Genomic DNA, 14,231 nt, shown 5'->3' with positions numbered 1-14,231 from the left:
CGGGGAAAGAGGGAAGACAAAAGCTAACTCCTTGTTGGGTATTTTATGCATTAGTTGCGCAACGGGAACGAGTCTAACCCCTAAACCGGCGTCGGGTAGCATTAGACCTATGAGTGCCCTTGCCCCGCTGGTTGGGGAGCCGTTGGCTCTGGACCTGGTCAATACCCGTTACGCGCAGGGTGACTTCCTCGTCACGCCTGAGGATCTGCTCGCTTGGCTTGCCTTACAGGCCGGTCGCTGCCCGGAAGGCCTCTCCGAGAACATCGGCCGTGCGGAGCTGGCCGTTGTGCGGTGCGTCCGGGAGCGCTCGGCGCGGGCAATCGAGTGCGCCCGGAGCGGAACCGGGCTCAGCCAGGAGGACCTGGACGCCATCAACCAGGTGCTGCGTGGGGCTCCCTGCATCCTCGAGGTTGCTGATGGCCCCTCCGGGATTACTGCCAACCGACGACGTCTGGGCTCCACAGCGGAGCGCCTGGGCGCATGGCTGGCCGAAGGCGTCGTCGAGCTCCTCACAGACCCGGCGGTTTCCCGGATCCGCCAGTGCGAGGCTGAAGACTGCGTCCTGCTCTTCCTCCCGTCCAATCCGCGTCGTCGCTGGTGCTCGGCCAGCCGCTGCGGAAATCGGATGCGGGTCGCCCGTCACTATCAACGGCGCAAGGCGGAATAGACCAGGACCGGTGGGGGCACGGGCAGCCTACGGGCCGGTGCAATGACCTCACTTGGGGTCAGTTGCTCGAGTGGGTCATGTCGGCGCGGTGAGTCCCTAATGGTCTCTCACTTTGGCACTGAAGCTCCGCGGCCGTGAGTCGGGGCGCTGCCAGCTCAGGACCGCAGGGCTGAACGTGTGGCAGGGGCCGACATCAGGTTCCGCCCCTGCCTCTCCTGGTGCCTGTCCCGTTCAGCCGGCCTTGGCGTATCTGGCGGGGTCGGCGTCGAAGGCCGGTCCGCATCCGGGGCAGCAGAGCCAGTAGCGCTTGCCTTGGTAGTCGCGGTAGAGGCCTTTTGCTTCGGCGACGGACTTGACCACGGGCGTGCCGGGCATGACCTGGCATTCGGCGATGGTGTCATCGGTCTGCGCGGGCCGGGCGGTCAGGGTCAGGTCCTGGGGCATGGTGTTCCTGGTCGTGTTGCCGCCGCAGCAGCTTCCGGTGGTGTCTCCCATGGATGGTGTCCTTTCGGTTCGGGTGGGATGGGTTTAGGCGTCGAGAGGCTGGTGCACCCGCGGGCTGGTGGTTGCCCGTGGGAATCTGGCTGCCTCGCTGGTGAAGGTGCGTAGGCGGAGGCTGTTGCTGACGACGAAGACGCTGGAGAACGCCATCGCCGCACCGGCGAGCATCGGGTTGAGCAGCCCGAGAGCAGCCAGCGGAACCGCGGCTACGTTGTAGGCGAAGGCCCAGAACAGGTTGGTTTTGATGGTGCCCAGGGTCTTGCGGGCCAGCCGGATGGCGTCGGCGGCGGCGCGCAGGTCCCCGCGGACCAGGGTCAGGTCGGCGGCTTGGATGGCTGCATCGGTGCCGGTGCCCATGGCCAGGCCCAGGTCGGCCTGGGCCAGTGCGGCGGCGTCGTTGACGCCGTCGCCGACCATGGCAACGACCTTGCCGTCCTTTTGGAGCCGGGTGATGACGTCCACCTTGTCCTGGGGCAGGACTTCGGCGATGACACGTTCGATGCCGACCTTCGCGGCGACCTGTTCGGCCACCGCCCGGTTGTCACCGGTCAGCAGGACGGGGGTCAGGCCGAGGGACCGGAACCGGGTAATGGCTTCGGCGCTGGTGTCCTTAATGGCATCGGCGACGGTGAGCACGCCGCGGACTTCGCCGTCCCATGCCACCACCACCGCGGTCTCCCCTGCGGCTTCCGCGTCGGCCTTGGCACGGGCCAGGTCTGCCGGCATGGCCAGGGACCATTCCGTCAGCAGGGTGTCGCGTCCGACGACGACGAGGTGGCCGTCGACGATGCCCTGTACGCCGCGTCCTTCGTGGTTGGTGAAGGATTCCGGGGTTGGCAGGGCGCCGACGCGTTCGGTGGCGCCGCGGGCGATGGCCTGGGCGATGGGGTGCTCGGAGGCGTCCTCCAGTGCCCCGGCGACGCGGAGCAGCTCATCGCTGTCGGTACCGTGTGCGGTGTGCACGCCTTGCAGGGACATTTTGCCGGTGGTGACGGTGCCGGTCTTGTCCAGCACGATGGTGTCGACCTTGCGGGTGGATTCCAGCACTTCCGGGCCCTTGATGAGGATGCCGAGCTGCGCGCCGCGTCCCGTTCCGACCAGCAGCGCGGTCGGGGTGGCCAGGCCCAGGGCGCAGGGGCAGGCGATGATGAGCACGGCCACGGCCGCGGTGAACGCCGCCGTTACCGGGAATCCCGCGCCGAGCCAAGCGCCGAGCGTGGCCACGGCGATGGCGATGACGACGGGCACGAACACCCCGGAGACCTTGTCGGCCATGCGCTGGACCTCGGCTTTGCCGGACTGGGCGTTTTCCACGAGCCGGGCCATCTGCGCCAGCTGCGTATCGGATCCGATCCGGGTGGCGCGAACCACCAGCCTGCCGCCGGCGTTCACCGTCGCCCCGGTCACCGCGTCGCCTTCACCGACCTCGACGGGCACGGATTCACCCGTGAGCATGGACTCATCTACGGCGCTGCGGCCGCTGACGACGATCCCGTCGGTGGCGATCTTCTCCCCCGGGCGGACCACAAACTGGTCGCCGACGGTGAGCTGGTCGGTGGGGAGGCGGGTCTCGGCCCCGTCCCGCAGAACGGCTACGTCCTTGGCACCCAGTTCCAGCAGGGCGCGCAACGCGGCACCGGCCTGGCGCTTGGACCGCTTCTCAAAGTACCGGCCGGCCAGGATGAACATGATAACCCCGGCGGCGACCTCAAGGTAGATGTTCGCTGCACCATCGGTAGACGCCACGGTCAATTCGAAGGGGTGCGTCATGCCCCGGGCCCCGGCGGTGCCCAAGAACAGGGCATAGAGCGACCACAGGAACGCCGCGGCCGTTCCCATGGAGACCAGGGTGTCCATGGTCGCGGTGCCCTGGCGCAGGTTAGTGAACGCTGCCTTGTGGAACGGCCAGCCCGCCCAGACGATCACCGGCGCTGCCAGGGCGAGGGACAGCCACTGCCAGTAGGTGAACTGCAGGGCAGGGACCATCGCCAGCACGATCACCGGGACGGCCAGCAGGACACTGCCGATCAGGCGGTGCTTCAGGGCCGGCAGCTCCTTGTCGGGCCGGTCGGCTGCTTCGATCTCCTGTTCCTGCCTCGGGGCGGGCAGGGTCGCGGTGTAGCCGGCCTTCTGGACCTCCGCGAGGAGTGCCTGCGCATCGTACCCGGGCGGGACGTTGACGCGTGCCTTCTCGGTGGCGTAGTTCACCGTGGCGGTGACGCCCTCGAGCTTGTTGAGCTTTTTCTCGATCCGGTTAGCGCACGAGGCGCAGGTCATGCCCCCGATCTCGAGTTCGATGCCGGTGCCCAGCACCTGATAGGGGGCCGAGGATTCAGACATAGAGTGCTTCTTTCTGCCGCTGCCGGCCCTGTCGGAGCGGCCGGGCGAATCGGTGGTGGTTGGGTTCAGTGACCGCCGTGACCGTGATCGGCGCTGCCGGGAGTGCCGGTGCTGCCATTCGGTGCGGTGTGGGCGGATGATCCGGTGGTGTCGAGGACGAACCGGGCGCTGTGGACCTGCCCATCGACCTGGAAATCGAAGTAGAGGTAGTAGCGCCCCGGAGTGGGGGCCGTTGCGGCAAACTGGACCTCCGGTCCTGAAACCTTGCCCTTGACCGGTTCGGGCCCTTCGGGGTGAACGTGCAGGTAGGCCAGGTCCCCGGAACGCAAGGCCACCAGGTGGCCGTAGGCGCCCAGATAGGGTTCCAGGTTAGTGACGGGCTTGCCGTCACGGGCGACGCTCACCGTCAATGCCGAGGCCGCACCGGCCGACAGGTCACCGTTCAGGGAAACCCGGAAGCCATCAACGTCGTCAGTGGTCATTGGTGCCGGGGCGGCAGGATCAAACGCCCCCGCCACATCCACCGTGCGGGTCAGCGTCAGGCTCTTCCCGGCGCCTGCTGGCATGCCGTCGGCATAAATCCGATAGGTGCCCGCTGCGTCCCACTGCCACGGCAGGGACCAGCGGCCGCCTTCGTCCATGACGGGGTGGACGTGCCGGTACCGGGTACCGTCGGAGCGCACCACGATCAGGTGCAGATCCTTTCCGTGCTCCGTCTCGAATTCGGTGACCGACGCCCCGTCAGGACCGGTGATCGAGAACGAGAGGCGCCCGGGCTGCCCCACTGCGCCCGGTGCTGAAACCTCCTGAAGCAGGTAACCGTCCTGCTCCACCGCCACACCCGGGACCATTGACTCGGCCGCTTGGGTGGCAGTCTGGGCGGGCGAGGCTTGATGTCCGCCGTTGTGCTGGTCCACTTCATGTCCTTCCGCTGTCTGTGTCCATGCCGTTACCGTCTCTTCCGGTACGGCTGCTCCCGCCGCAGTGAAGGCACCGGCAAACACCACCGCCAACCCCGCGGCATACACCCCCAGGCGTCCGGCAGCGTTCATCCTGCCTGCACCGCCCGGTAGCCGGCCTCCTCGACGGCGGCGATGACCGCGCCCTGCTCCAAGGGCTCGGTGCTGGTCACGGTCAACTTGCCCGTCCGGTGGCTTACCTCAATTGATTCGACCCCGGGAATCTCCTGAACTTCTTCCCGGACAGAGAGTGCGCAATGCCCGCAGGTCATCCCGGTCACTTGGTATTCAGTGATGGTCATGGCTAGATCCCTTCCTCTTGCATACCCCCGTGGGGTATCAAACTACATGACATAGATATACCCCCTATGGGTATCCATGTCAAAATGCCCGTCGAGGGGGCGCCTGTGCTGAAAGGGCGGCGGGAATGCTCAGACTTCAAATGGCTTGTATCGCGACGTTCCCCTTGGATACCCTTAGGGGGTATCCCTAATAAAGGAAAAACATGAATTCCCGCAACCGTAGGGCTCCCAGACCTCACAACCCCAAGTGCTGAAGTACGGATACACTGCCCCACGCTGGGAGCCCTCGGCGTAAGTCGACACACCACAAGGAAAAACATGACCATCTCCACCACGCAACCGCTGGACACCCCGGACCCCGAAACCGCGGGCGAGTCAACCCATGGCTACATCACTGACAAGGACCGGTACCTGGCCCGGGTGAAACGGATTGAGGGACAGGCACGGGGCATCCACCGGATGATCGAGGAGGAGCAGTACTGCATCGACATCCTCACCCAGATCTCAGCTCTAACCGCTGCTCTGCGCGGCGTCGCCCTGGGACTACTCGATGACCATATGAAGCACAGTTCCCGGCGCCGGCTCCCGACTGTCGGGATGCGTGTTGCGGTGGCGCTGCCAGCGCCGGGAAGTTTTGCAGGGTTAAGCGTCGTGTTGGCTGCTGCGTCCCGCGCGCCTTACATTTCACGAGTGACCGCTTGGACCGACCGCCAGTTTGTCGTGTCCCGCGAAAGTGCTTTGGTCGATGTGCTCGACGGTGAACGTTCAGGTTTCATGGCTCCAAAGATTTTTTGTGTGTCATCCTGTAGCCGTACTCACCGCTGAGTTGCTGTGGCGTCACCGACTGCTGCCTGGGCTGCCTCGAGCCGGGACACTTCCTGCTCAGAGCTACGGAACTGTTGCGATTCGCCCCGACGTGCACACCGTGGTGGTGCCCAACATGGACCGGCTTGCCCGAAATCTCACTTTTGCACGAACCCACGGACTGGGAGGGAGCCTCCAGGTTGTTGTTAGGTCCCTGCAACAGCGGAAAGCCCAGTGTATTGCGCTGGACTTTCCGCTGTTTCCGCCCATGTCCTAAACGGACCGAAGGATGACCGCGGATCCCTGTCCCCCTCCCCCACAGATAGCGGCGGCCCCCAGACGCCCAGGCCCCAGTTGCGCCACCTGCCGTGCCAGAGTGCCAACGATTCGTGCGCCGGAAGCTCCAATCGGATGGCCAAGTGCAATGGCACCGCCACGGACATTCACGATGCCTGCATCAATACCCAGCTTCTGGACAGATCGAACTGCTACGGCTGCAAAAGCTTCATTGATTTCCACAGCCGCAAGGTCTCCTACGCCTGCCTCCATCCCTTTGAGTGCGGCCATGATTGCATTGGCTGGTTGATCATGCAGACGAACATCCGGGCCGGCCACAAAGGCATGCGACTCAAAAACGGCCAACGGTGCAACGTTTAGTCGCTGGGCCGCGGCATCACTGACCAGGACAACGGCCGCCGCGCCGTCCGTGATCTGGGACGAGTTTCCGGCAGTGATTGTTCCACCCCCGCCGAAGGCCGGCCGAAGGGGAGCAAGGGAGTCAACCGTCGTCCCTAAGCGGACTCCGTCATCGTCGGTCACCAATGTCGTACCCTTCCGTGTCACCAATTTGAAGGGTTCGATTTCGCCCGCGAGGAAGACGGAGTTTGCCTCGGCCCGTTGGTGGGACGCTGCGGCCCAGGCGTCTTGGCTGAGTCTGTCCAGCCCGTATTCAAGGTTCCCCTCCTCCGTTGATTCACCCATCGAGCGCTGTTCGAACGCATCTGTCAGCCCGTCGTATTCGAGCGTGTCCAGCACCTGCATTGAACCGTACTTAGTTCCGTTGCGGGCGGGGAAAACATGTGGTGCCAATGACATAGATTCCTGGCCCAGAGCTACGACGACGTCTGCCTCACCCGTGGAAATTAAACGGGCAGCTGAAACGACTGCCTCCATGCCAGACAAACACACCGCATTCAGCGTTATTGCCCGCGCCGACAATGGGATGCCGGCTGCCACCGCTGACTGTCGCGCAGGGTTCTGACCAGCCCCGCCTTGGAGTACTTGTCCAGCAAATACGTACTGCACGTCTGTTGTTTGAATGCCGGCACGGCCGAGTGCCGCACTGATTGCATGCGCACCCAGAGTGGTAGCGGGCACTGAGGCGAAACGTCCGTTGAACTTGGAAAAAGGGGTCCGGGCATAACCCGCTATCCACACGCTCATGCGATGGCTCCTTCGCACTCGAGGGCGATGTCGAATTTTGTGCCGGTTTTGTCGTGGATCTCGCCCAGCATCACGCCCGGCGCCAGGCGGGTGAGCGTGAGCTGCCGCCCGCCGTCGTCCCTTTTGACAAGGTCGAAGACGGCAAGGTCGCTGATGATCCGGTCCACGCAGCTCAGCCCGGTCAGCGGAAGCGTGCATTCGCGCACGATCTTCGGGGTGCCGTCCTTGGCGTTGTGTTCGGTGAGGACCACTACACGCGGTGTTCCAGCCACCAGGTCCATGGCACCGCCCATGCCCTTGACCATCTTGCCCGGGATGGTCCAGTTGGCTAGGTCCCCGTTGCCGGAGACCTGCATTGCCCCCAGGATGGCTACCTTGACGTGGCCGCCGCGGATCATGCCGAAGGACGTAGCCGAGTCGAAGATGCTGCCGCCGGCCAGCACGGTCACGGTCTGCTTCCCGGCGTTGATCAGGTCCGCGTCCTCCTCGCCCTCGAACGGGAAGGGGCCCATACCAAGCAGCCCGTTTTCGCTCTGCAGGACAACCCGGACGCCCTCGGGGAGGTTGTTGGCCACCAGCGTGGGGATGCCGATGCCCAGGTTCACGTAGTCGCCGTCGTTCAGTTCCTCGGCCGCGATCGCGGCCATTTCATCCCTGGTCCAGGCCATGGGTTTCTCCTTCAGTGTGTTGGGCGCTTAGACGGACAGTGCTTGGGCGCTGGTCCGGTTGGGTGCAGGGCGCACGGTGCGCTGCTCGATGTCCTTGGTCCGGGCTGTGGCCTGCACCAGGCGCTGGACGAAGACGCCGGGCGTGACGATGTGGTTCGGGTCCAGGGCGCCGGGCGGGAGGATGACCTCGGCCTCCGCGATGGTCAGGCTCCCTGCCGTGGCCACCACGGGGTTGAAGTTGCGCGCGGTGTAGCGGTAAATGAGGTTGCCGTCGGTGTCTGCGGTGTGGGCGTGGACCAGTGCGACGTCGGCAGTGATGGCGCGCTCCTGGACATACGTTTCGCCGTCGAACACCTCGTGCGGCTTGCCTTCGGCAACCAGGGTGCCCACGCCCGTTTTTGTGTAGAAGGCGGGGATGCCGGCGCCGCCGGCGCGGAGGCGCTCGGCCAGGGTGCCCTGCGGGGTGAACTCAACTTCGAGCCGGCCGGCAATGTACTGCTCTGCAAACAGCTTGTTTTCCCCAACGTACGAGGCAATGACCTTCCGGACCTGGCCGGCTTCGATCAGGATGCCCAGGCCCTTTCCGTCCACGCCCATGTTGTTGGAAACCACAGTCAGGTCCTTGACGCCGGAATCGCGGACGGCTTCGATGAGGTCGGCCGGAATGCCGCTCAAGCCGAAGCCTCCCACCGCGAGGGTCATTCCGTCCTGCAGGGCGTCCTTCAGGGCACTGGCTGCAGATGGCTGAAATTTCATTGATCTCCTCATCGAGCGACTTGTCCATTTTATGGACTAGGGGGTTGAAGCGACGTTAGAGATTCTCTGCAGCTCTGTCAATCAAGCATGTATTCCGCGTCTTTACCATGCTCACTGCGTGGACAAGACAAAAGACCGTGTCCATAATATGGACGCATCTTCGGTGTGGGGGGTTCAGATGGGGCTGCGACTTGACGAACTATTACGGGAACACCAGTGCCCCACGGGACTTTGCTCCGCTCCTCCCAAGCCGCTGAAAGATGCCCCACAGTGCCATCTTTCGCTTGGAAGGGCCGCTATACCCGAGCTACTGCGCCAGTGAAGCGATTTGTCGGATGTCTGATGGACATTTGGATCACTATTTACGAGCACAGTTGTGCCACATGTCTATACGTGATTAGGGTCATACTCTCAGCGCTGCCAGCTTAGAGCGCGATGAAGCGGCAAAAGCCAGCTGCTGACCAGACGAAATTTATTTAGGGAGTTAATGATGACTGCAGCTTTTGAGCCCACCCAGCAGACGCCCGAGCAGCAGGCCGCCGCCCTGGAGCTCGAGTGGGCCGCCAACCCCCGCTGGGAAGGTGTGACCCGGGACTACTCAGCCTCCGACGTCGTCCGCCTCCGCGGCCGCGTCTCCGAAGAACACACCCTGGCCCGCCGCGGCGCCGAGAAGCTGTGGAAGCAGCTGACCGAAGAGCACAAGGAAGGCAAGTACACCAACGCCCTGGGCGCGCTGACCGGCAACCAGGCGGTCCAGCAGGTCAAGGCCGGCCTCCGGGCCATTTACCTTTCCGGCTGGCAGGTAGCTGCGGACGCGAACAACTCCGGCCACACCTACCCGGACCAGTCCCTCTACCCGGCCAATTCGGTTCCCACGGTGGTCCGCCGGATCAACAACGCCCTGCTCCGGGCAGACCAGATTGAGTTCTCTGAGGGTGTCGAGACGGTTGAGGACTGGATGGTCCCGATCGTCGCCGATGCCGAGGCAGGGTTCGGCGGCCCGCTGAATGCCTACGAACTCATGAAATCCATGATTCAGGCCGGCGCCTCAGGCGTTCACTGGGAAGACCAGCTCGCCTCGGAGAAGAAGTGCGGGCACCTGGGTGGCAAGGTCCTGATCCCCACCCAGCAGCACGTCCGGACCCTGAACGCGGCCCGCCTCGCGGCCGACGTCGCCGGCACCCCGTCGGTGGTCATCGCCCGCACCGACGCCGAGGCAGCAACCCTGATCACGTCCGACGTGGACGAACGCGACCAGGAATTCATCCTCCGCGAAGGCGGACAGCCCGTCCGCACCGCCGAGGGCTTCTACAAGGTCCGCAACGGCATCGAGCCCTGCATCGCCCGCGCCAAGGCCTACGCCCCGTATTCGGACCTGATCTGGATGGAGACCGGCACCCCGGACCTGGAGCTGGCCCGTAAGTTCGCCGAAGCGGTCAAGGCCGAGTTCCCGGACCAGATGCTCTCCTACAACTGCTCACCGTCGTTCAATTGGCGCAAGCACCTGGATGATGCCACGATCGCGAAGTTCCAGCGTGAACTGGGCGCCATGGGCTTTACGTTCCAGTTCATCACCCTGGCCGGTTTCCACGCCCTGAACTACTCGATGTTCGATCTCGCCCACGGCTACGCCCGGGAAGGCATGAGCGCCTACGTCGAGCTCCAGGAAAAGGAATTTGCCTCCGAATCCCGCGGCTACACCGCAACCAAGCACCAGCGCGAAGTCGGCACCGGCTACTTCGACACCATCGCTACTGCGCTCAACCCGAACGCGTCCACCCTGGCCCTGGTGGGATCCACCGAAGAAGGCCAGTTCCACTAAACCTTTCCCAAGTAGGCAGCACTAAGTGTCGTTTTGGAGGCTCAAAACGACACTTAGTGCTACCCGGCTCAGTTGTAACAGGAGCAATCAACATGAACAGCTTTACTGACGTTTTCACTATCAATTGCATCACTTTCAAAGCCCAGCCGGTTTCCCGGCAGCATGAGTTGCTAACTCCCGATGCTCTGGAGTTCGTTACGAAACTGCACCGGGCTACTGCTGAGCGGCGGCAGGAACTGCTCCAGGCGCGCCGGATGCGGCGTGTCGACATCGCGGCGGGGCAGGATCCTAGGTTCTTGCCTGAGACCGAGCACATCCGCAACGATCCGTCCTGGCGGGTCGCTCCCCCGGCGCCGGGTCTGGAGGACCGCCGCGTGGAGATCACCGGCCCGGTGGATAAGAAGATGACCATCAACGCCCTGAACTCCGGCGCCAAGGTCTGGCTGGCGGACATGGAGGATTCCTCCACCCCCACCTGGCGGAACGTGATCAAGGGCCAGCTGAACCTCACCGACGCCCTGGAACGCCGCATCGATTTCACCAGCCCGGAGGGCAAGGAATACAAGCTCCGCCCGGCCGGGGAACTGCCCACCATTGTGGTGCGGCCCCGCGGCTGGCACCTGCCGGAGAAGCACATGCTCATCGACGGCACCCCGATCGCCGGCGGCATCGTGGACTTCGGCCTGTACTTCTTTCACAACGCCCGCCGCCTGCTGGCCCAGGGCAAGGGCCCGTACTTCTACCTGCCCAAGATCGAAAACCACCTCGAAGCCCGGCTGTGGAACGACATCTTCATCCTCGCCCAGGACCTGCTCGACATCCCGCAGGGCACCATCCGCGCCACGGTACTGATCGAAACCATCACCGCAGCCTTCGAAATGGAGGAAATCCTGTACGAACTGCGGGACCACGCATCAGGCCTGAACGCCGGCCGCTGGGATTACATCTTCTCCCTGATCAAGAACTTCCGCACCCGCGGCCCCCGCTTCGTCCTGCCGGACCGCGCCCAGGTGACCATGACCCAGCCCTTCATGCGGGCCTACACCGAACAGCTCGTGCGCGCCTGCCACAAGCGAGGCGCCATGGCCATTGGCGGCATGGCCGCCGCCGTACCCAACCGCAAAGACGAGGCTGCCAACGCCAACGCCTTCGAAAAGGTCCGCGCCGACAAGACCCGCGAAGCCAACGACGGCTTCGACGGCTCCTGGGTGGCCCACCCGGACCTGGTGCCGGTCTGCCGCGAGGTGTTCGACAGCATCCTTGGTGACCGTCCTAACCAGCTGGACCGGCTCCGCGAGGACGTCACCCCGGACGACAGTGCCCTGATCAACGTGGCCGCCACCACCGGCACCATCACCCAACAGGGCATCCGGAACAACATCGAAGTGGGGATCCGCTACATCGAATCCTGGTTGCGCGGCAACGGTGCGGTAGCCATTCATAACCTCATGGAAGACGCAGCCACGGCCGAAATATCCCGCTCCCAGCTCTGGCAGTGGATCTACGCCTCGGCTATCACCGACCACGGCGAAATCGTCACCCACGAACTGGTCGAGGAGCTTCTGGACGAGGAATTTGTCCGGCTGGAACGCTTCGACGGCGACCGCTTCGAGGACGCCCGCGACATCTTCGAAGAAGTCACCCTCGCCCGCGACTTCCCGTCCTTCCTCACCCTCCCCGCCTACGCCCGCTACCTGACGGAGGCCCGCGAAAAGGCAACCGAGGAAGAGCTCGCCACGGCGTAGTAGAAGCGTTAGTCAGTTCCCAACTGATGCATCACAACAGGAATCCCGAAGGCCGGATGCAATGGTCCGGCTGTAGGGGCGAGGGTGGGTGCGGTCACCTTCTTCGGTGACCGCACCCACCCTCGCTTCGCCACGGCACGGGCAAAGGTGGATGGAGTCTGCGGGGCACATTTCGCGGCTGTCCCGCGCAGGCTGGGCGTTCTCTATACAGGTGGAAAGGTATGTGCATTGACAAAGCCAAGTACTCATCAGGCAAGCTTCCTTTTGGGCTTGAGCCTTCGAAAGAAGGTAATGGGTAGCGATCACGTGGAACAAGTCCTCGACCAGGCGAGCGACTTTGCCCGCCCGATCCAGCAGCTCGTCACCGAGTTCGCGTGGGGCGAGATCTGGGGCAGGCCCGGATTGGACCTGAAAACGCGCAGCATGCTTAACCTGGCGATGCTGGCCGCTTTGAATCGTTCCCACGAATTGGCGGGCCACGTTTCCGGTGCGCTTAACAACGGCGTCTCGGAGGAGGAAATTCAGGAAGTCCTGCTGCAAACAATGATTTATTGTGGGGCACCAGCCGCACTCGAATCATTTCGAATAGCTGAGAAGGCAATCGCCTCACATAAGGCGTAAGCAAGCCGTCATCGGCAACCAAGGGGAAAGCAGCGATACCCAATTTAATCCGAGATCCAGGGGGGCTGGGCTTGGACAAACAAGACGAGGGCCCCGGTGGCAACCGCGGCCCTCGGAAGCTTCCTGCGCCTTTGCTGGGGATTCTAACTCATTGTGTAGATGTGGAGCTTTTCAGCTTGTGCTCAGCGAGTGCTTCATCAAATTCCTGGACTGAGGCGCAGCGGCTAAGGAGAAGGTTGATTTCCTTTTCTGCCGCCTCCGCCTGGAGGCAAACGCGCGCTACCTCGGAGAAAAGAGCATTGGGAATGACGCATATGCCGTCCTCATCCGCGACGATATAGTCTCCGGCCCTTACGAGCGCATTCCCGACATTCACGGGCGCATTAAGGGCGGCAACACGGAACCTGCGCAACCCCGACTGTGGGGTGTTGGCGAGCGACCAAAGCGGCAGCGACATGTCCTTGATAGAGGAGGTGTCCCGAATGGCGCCATTGACGACGCATCCGCCCAGCCCGGCAAGATTGAGCCGGCCGGCCGTCATCCCGCCAAGAACCGCCGCAGTCGTATCACCGCCGCAATCGATGACAGCTATATCGTTTGGTGAGCTGCTTGCGCAGAGCTCCCCGTACCCCATGGATGACCCGCCGTGCTCCATTGGGCCGCGGGTATCCACGTCAACGCGTTCGTACTTCAAGGTAACAGCGGGTCCGCAGAGCCTGGTACCGCTGGTTAGAGGGTGGAGGCCGGGGGCAGCGACCACGCCCGGCACCCCCAAGTCGGCCAGGACGTCAGCGACAGTCGAGCTCAAATCGGCAATCGACAAGAGGGCCCGAACCAGATCTTGGCTGTGGCGATTGAGGCTTTCCGGCCGGGTCTGCCCCTCTGCGGCGGCAGTCTCGGGTACGGATTTCTTTGCAAGTTCGGGCACTACAGGCTCCTGTTCGTACGTCCATGGCACCACCAGCACGATTGCACTGTTGAACCGTTTAGGGAAAAAAGGCGAAGATTACTAGGCCATTGGCATGATTGATTTTCAGATACTAGGCTTGGTGGTCATCGGTGGAGAAGAGCTCGAGGAGGAGCAAGTATGCATCGCACAGACAAACTGGACGTCGATCTCTTGAAGTTGCTGGTTGAAGCACCGAAAGCAGGAGTGCGGGAGTATGCCCGTCGCCTCAACATCGCACGTGGTACAGCCCAAAGCCGAATTGACGGGTTTTCCCGGGCCGGAGTAATCACCAGTTACCGACCACAGATGCAACCAGCGGCACTGGGCTATGTCATCTTGGCGTTTGTCCATGTTCACGTCGCGCAGACGATGCTTGATGCCACCTGCGCCCGGCTGGGCAACATACCTGAAGTCCTGGAAGTGAACAGCGTAGCCGGCGAAGGAGATCTGCTGTGCCGTGTCGTGGGTCGTGACAACGCTGACTTCGAACGGGTGCTTCAGCAGATCATCGGAACGGAAGGTGTCCGCCGCACGCGCAGCGAACTGGTCCTGAGCCGCCGCATCGAGCCGAGAATTGTTCCCCTGTTGGAAAAAATCCGCAGGGACCTGGGCGCCGCCCGCGACGACTGAGGTTGGACAGTGCATCGCGGGCGG

13 protein-coding genes and 1 pseudogene are annotated in these 14,231 nt (G+C 63.4%); 6 read left to right on the top strand and 8 right to left on the bottom strand.

The genetic code is table 11. From position 1 onward, the window contains the following. Positions 1 to 109 precede the first annotated feature (109 nt). Positions 110 to 667 carry a CGNR zinc finger domain-containing protein gene (locus M1E01_RS01895; RefSeq protein ID WP_457973424.1) on the top strand — a complete coding sequence of 186 codons (558 nt, stop codon included), beginning with the start codon at positions 110 to 112 and terminating at the stop codon, positions 665 to 667. A gap of 231 nt (positions 668 to 898) precedes the next feature. On the opposite strand, the gene M1E01_RS01890 is transcribed toward M1E01_RS01895, so the two are convergent. The 4 genes from M1E01_RS01890 to M1E01_RS01875 form a co-directional block, all read right to left on the bottom strand. Further along, a complete protein-coding gene (locus M1E01_RS01890) occupies positions 899 to 1,162 on the bottom strand; it encodes a YHS domain-containing protein (protein ID WP_457973423.1) in 264 nt (87 codons plus the stop codon). A gap of 33 nt (positions 1,163 to 1,195) precedes the next feature. Continuing rightward, a complete protein-coding gene (locus tag M1E01_RS01885; protein ID WP_457973422.1) occupies positions 1,196 to 3,508 on the bottom strand; it encodes a heavy metal translocating P-type ATPase in 2,313 nt (770 codons plus the stop codon). A 65-nt stretch (positions 3,509 to 3,573) separates the two neighbouring features. Then, positions 3,574 to 4,560, bottom strand: a complete 987-nt coding sequence (locus M1E01_RS01880) for a heavy-metal-associated domain-containing protein (protein ID WP_457973421.1) — start codon at positions 4,558 to 4,560, stop codon at positions 3,574 to 3,576. Further along, the gene (locus tag M1E01_RS01875) at positions 4,557 to 4,769 is read right to left on the bottom strand and encodes a heavy-metal-associated domain-containing protein (protein WP_457973420.1); all 213 of its coding nucleotides are present in this window, start codon (positions 4,767 to 4,769) and stop codon (positions 4,557 to 4,559) included. Before M1E01_RS01875 ends, M1E01_RS01880 begins: the two co-directional genes overlap by 4 nt. Positions 4,770 to 5,087: 318 nt before the next feature. Here M1E01_RS01875 and M1E01_RS01870 point away from each other — a divergent pair. Further along, positions 5,088 to 5,336: pseudogene (locus tag M1E01_RS01870) on the top strand (metal-sensitive transcriptional regulator); the annotation flags it as partial. 510 nt (positions 5,337 to 5,846) lie between these two features. On the opposite strand, the gene M1E01_RS01865 reads toward M1E01_RS01870, so the two are convergent. From M1E01_RS01865 to M1E01_RS01855, 3 genes are read right to left on the bottom strand one after another with little or no spacing between them, the layout of a single operon-like run. Next, positions 5,847 to 7,016: an acetyl-CoA C-acyltransferase gene (locus tag M1E01_RS01865; RefSeq protein WP_457973419.1), complete on the bottom strand. Its 1,170-nt coding sequence runs from the start codon at positions 7,014 to 7,016 to the stop codon at positions 5,847 to 5,849. Further along, the gene (locus tag M1E01_RS01860; RefSeq protein ID WP_457973418.1) at positions 7,013 to 7,684 is read right to left on the bottom strand and encodes a 3-oxoacid CoA-transferase subunit B; all 672 of its coding nucleotides are present in this window, start codon (positions 7,682 to 7,684) and stop codon (positions 7,013 to 7,015) included. The genes M1E01_RS01865 and M1E01_RS01860 overlap by 4 nt, the downstream gene beginning before the upstream one ends. A gap of 27 nt (positions 7,685 to 7,711) precedes the next feature. Next, complete coding sequence (locus M1E01_RS01855; RefSeq protein ID WP_457973417.1) at positions 7,712 to 8,440, bottom strand: CoA transferase subunit A; 729 nt, start codon at positions 8,438 to 8,440, stop codon at positions 7,712 to 7,714. A gap of 490 nt (positions 8,441 to 8,930) precedes the next feature. Here M1E01_RS01855 and aceA point away from each other — a divergent pair, with 490 nt between their 5' ends. The 3 genes from aceA (at position 8,931) to M1E01_RS01840 (ending at position 12,628) form a co-directional block, all read left to right on the top strand. Beyond that, the gene (gene aceA / locus M1E01_RS01850) at positions 8,931 to 10,262 is read left to right on the top strand and encodes an isocitrate lyase (RefSeq protein WP_457974832.1); all 1,332 of its coding nucleotides are present in this window, start codon (positions 8,931 to 8,933) and stop codon (positions 10,260 to 10,262) included. A gap of 92 nt (positions 10,263 to 10,354) precedes the next feature. Then, entirely contained in the window at positions 10,355 to 12,007 is a 1,653-nt protein-coding gene (gene aceB / locus M1E01_RS01845; RefSeq protein WP_457973416.1) for a malate synthase A, read from the top strand. 84 nt (positions 12,008 to 12,091) lie between these two features. After that, on the top strand, positions 12,092 to 12,628 hold the full coding sequence (locus M1E01_RS01840) for a carboxymuconolactone decarboxylase family protein (RefSeq protein WP_457973415.1): 537 nt from the start codon (positions 12,092 to 12,094) through the stop codon (positions 12,626 to 12,628). A gap of 148 nt (positions 12,629 to 12,776) precedes the next feature. Here the strand turns inward: M1E01_RS01840 and M1E01_RS01835 are convergent, their stop codons facing one another. Further along, entirely contained in the window at positions 12,777 to 13,556 is a 780-nt protein-coding gene (locus M1E01_RS01835) for an RraA family protein (RefSeq protein WP_457973414.1), read from the bottom strand. Positions 13,557 to 13,715: 159 nt separating this feature from the next. Between M1E01_RS01835 and M1E01_RS01830 the strand changes: the two genes are divergently transcribed. Then, positions 13,716 to 14,207, top strand: a complete 492-nt coding sequence (locus tag M1E01_RS01830; RefSeq protein WP_457973413.1) for an Lrp/AsnC family transcriptional regulator — start codon at positions 13,716 to 13,718, stop codon at positions 14,205 to 14,207. The last annotated feature ends 24 nt before the right edge of the window (positions 14,208 to 14,231 follow it).

The organism is Arthrobacter sp. D1-17 (assembly GCF_054130535.1).
Note: the sequence above shows the minus strand (reverse complement) of the source record. Positions and strands in the feature narration are given on the sequence as shown.

Coding starts and splice junctions, on each gene's coding strand:
- M1E01_RS01895 (WP_457973424.1), top strand. CDS start 110: ATGAGTGCCCTTGCCCCGCTGGTTGGGGAGCCGTTGGCTCTGGACCTG.
- M1E01_RS01890 (WP_457973423.1), bottom strand. CDS start 1,162: ATGGGAGACACCACCGGAAGCTGCTGCGGCGGCAACACGACCAGGAAC.
- M1E01_RS01885 (WP_457973422.1), bottom strand. CDS start 3,508: ATGTCTGAATCCTCGGCCCCCTATCAGGTGCTGGGCACCGGCATCGAA.
- M1E01_RS01880 (WP_457973421.1), bottom strand. CDS start 4,560: ATGAACGCTGCCGGACGCCTGGGGGTGTATGCCGCGGGGTTGGCGGTG.
- M1E01_RS01875 (WP_457973420.1), bottom strand. CDS start 4,769: ATGACCATCACTGAATACCAAGTGACCGGGATGACCTGCGGGCATTGC.
- M1E01_RS01865 (WP_457973419.1), bottom strand. CDS start 7,016: ATGAGCGTGTGGATAGCGGGTTATGCCCGGACCCCTTTTTCCAAGTTC.
- M1E01_RS01860 (WP_457973418.1), bottom strand. CDS start 7,684: ATGGCCTGGACCAGGGATGAAATGGCCGCGATCGCGGCCGAGGAACTG.
- M1E01_RS01855 (WP_457973417.1), bottom strand. CDS start 8,440: ATGAAATTTCAGCCATCTGCAGCCAGTGCCCTGAAGGACGCCCTGCAG.
- aceA (WP_457974832.1), top strand. CDS start 8,931: ATGACTGCAGCTTTTGAGCCCACCCAGCAGACGCCCGAGCAGCAGGCC.
- aceB (WP_457973416.1), top strand. CDS start 10,355: ATGAACAGCTTTACTGACGTTTTCACTATCAATTGCATCACTTTCAAA.
- M1E01_RS01830 (WP_457973413.1), top strand. CDS start 13,716: ATGCATCGCACAGACAAACTGGACGTCGATCTCTTGAAGTTGCTGGTT.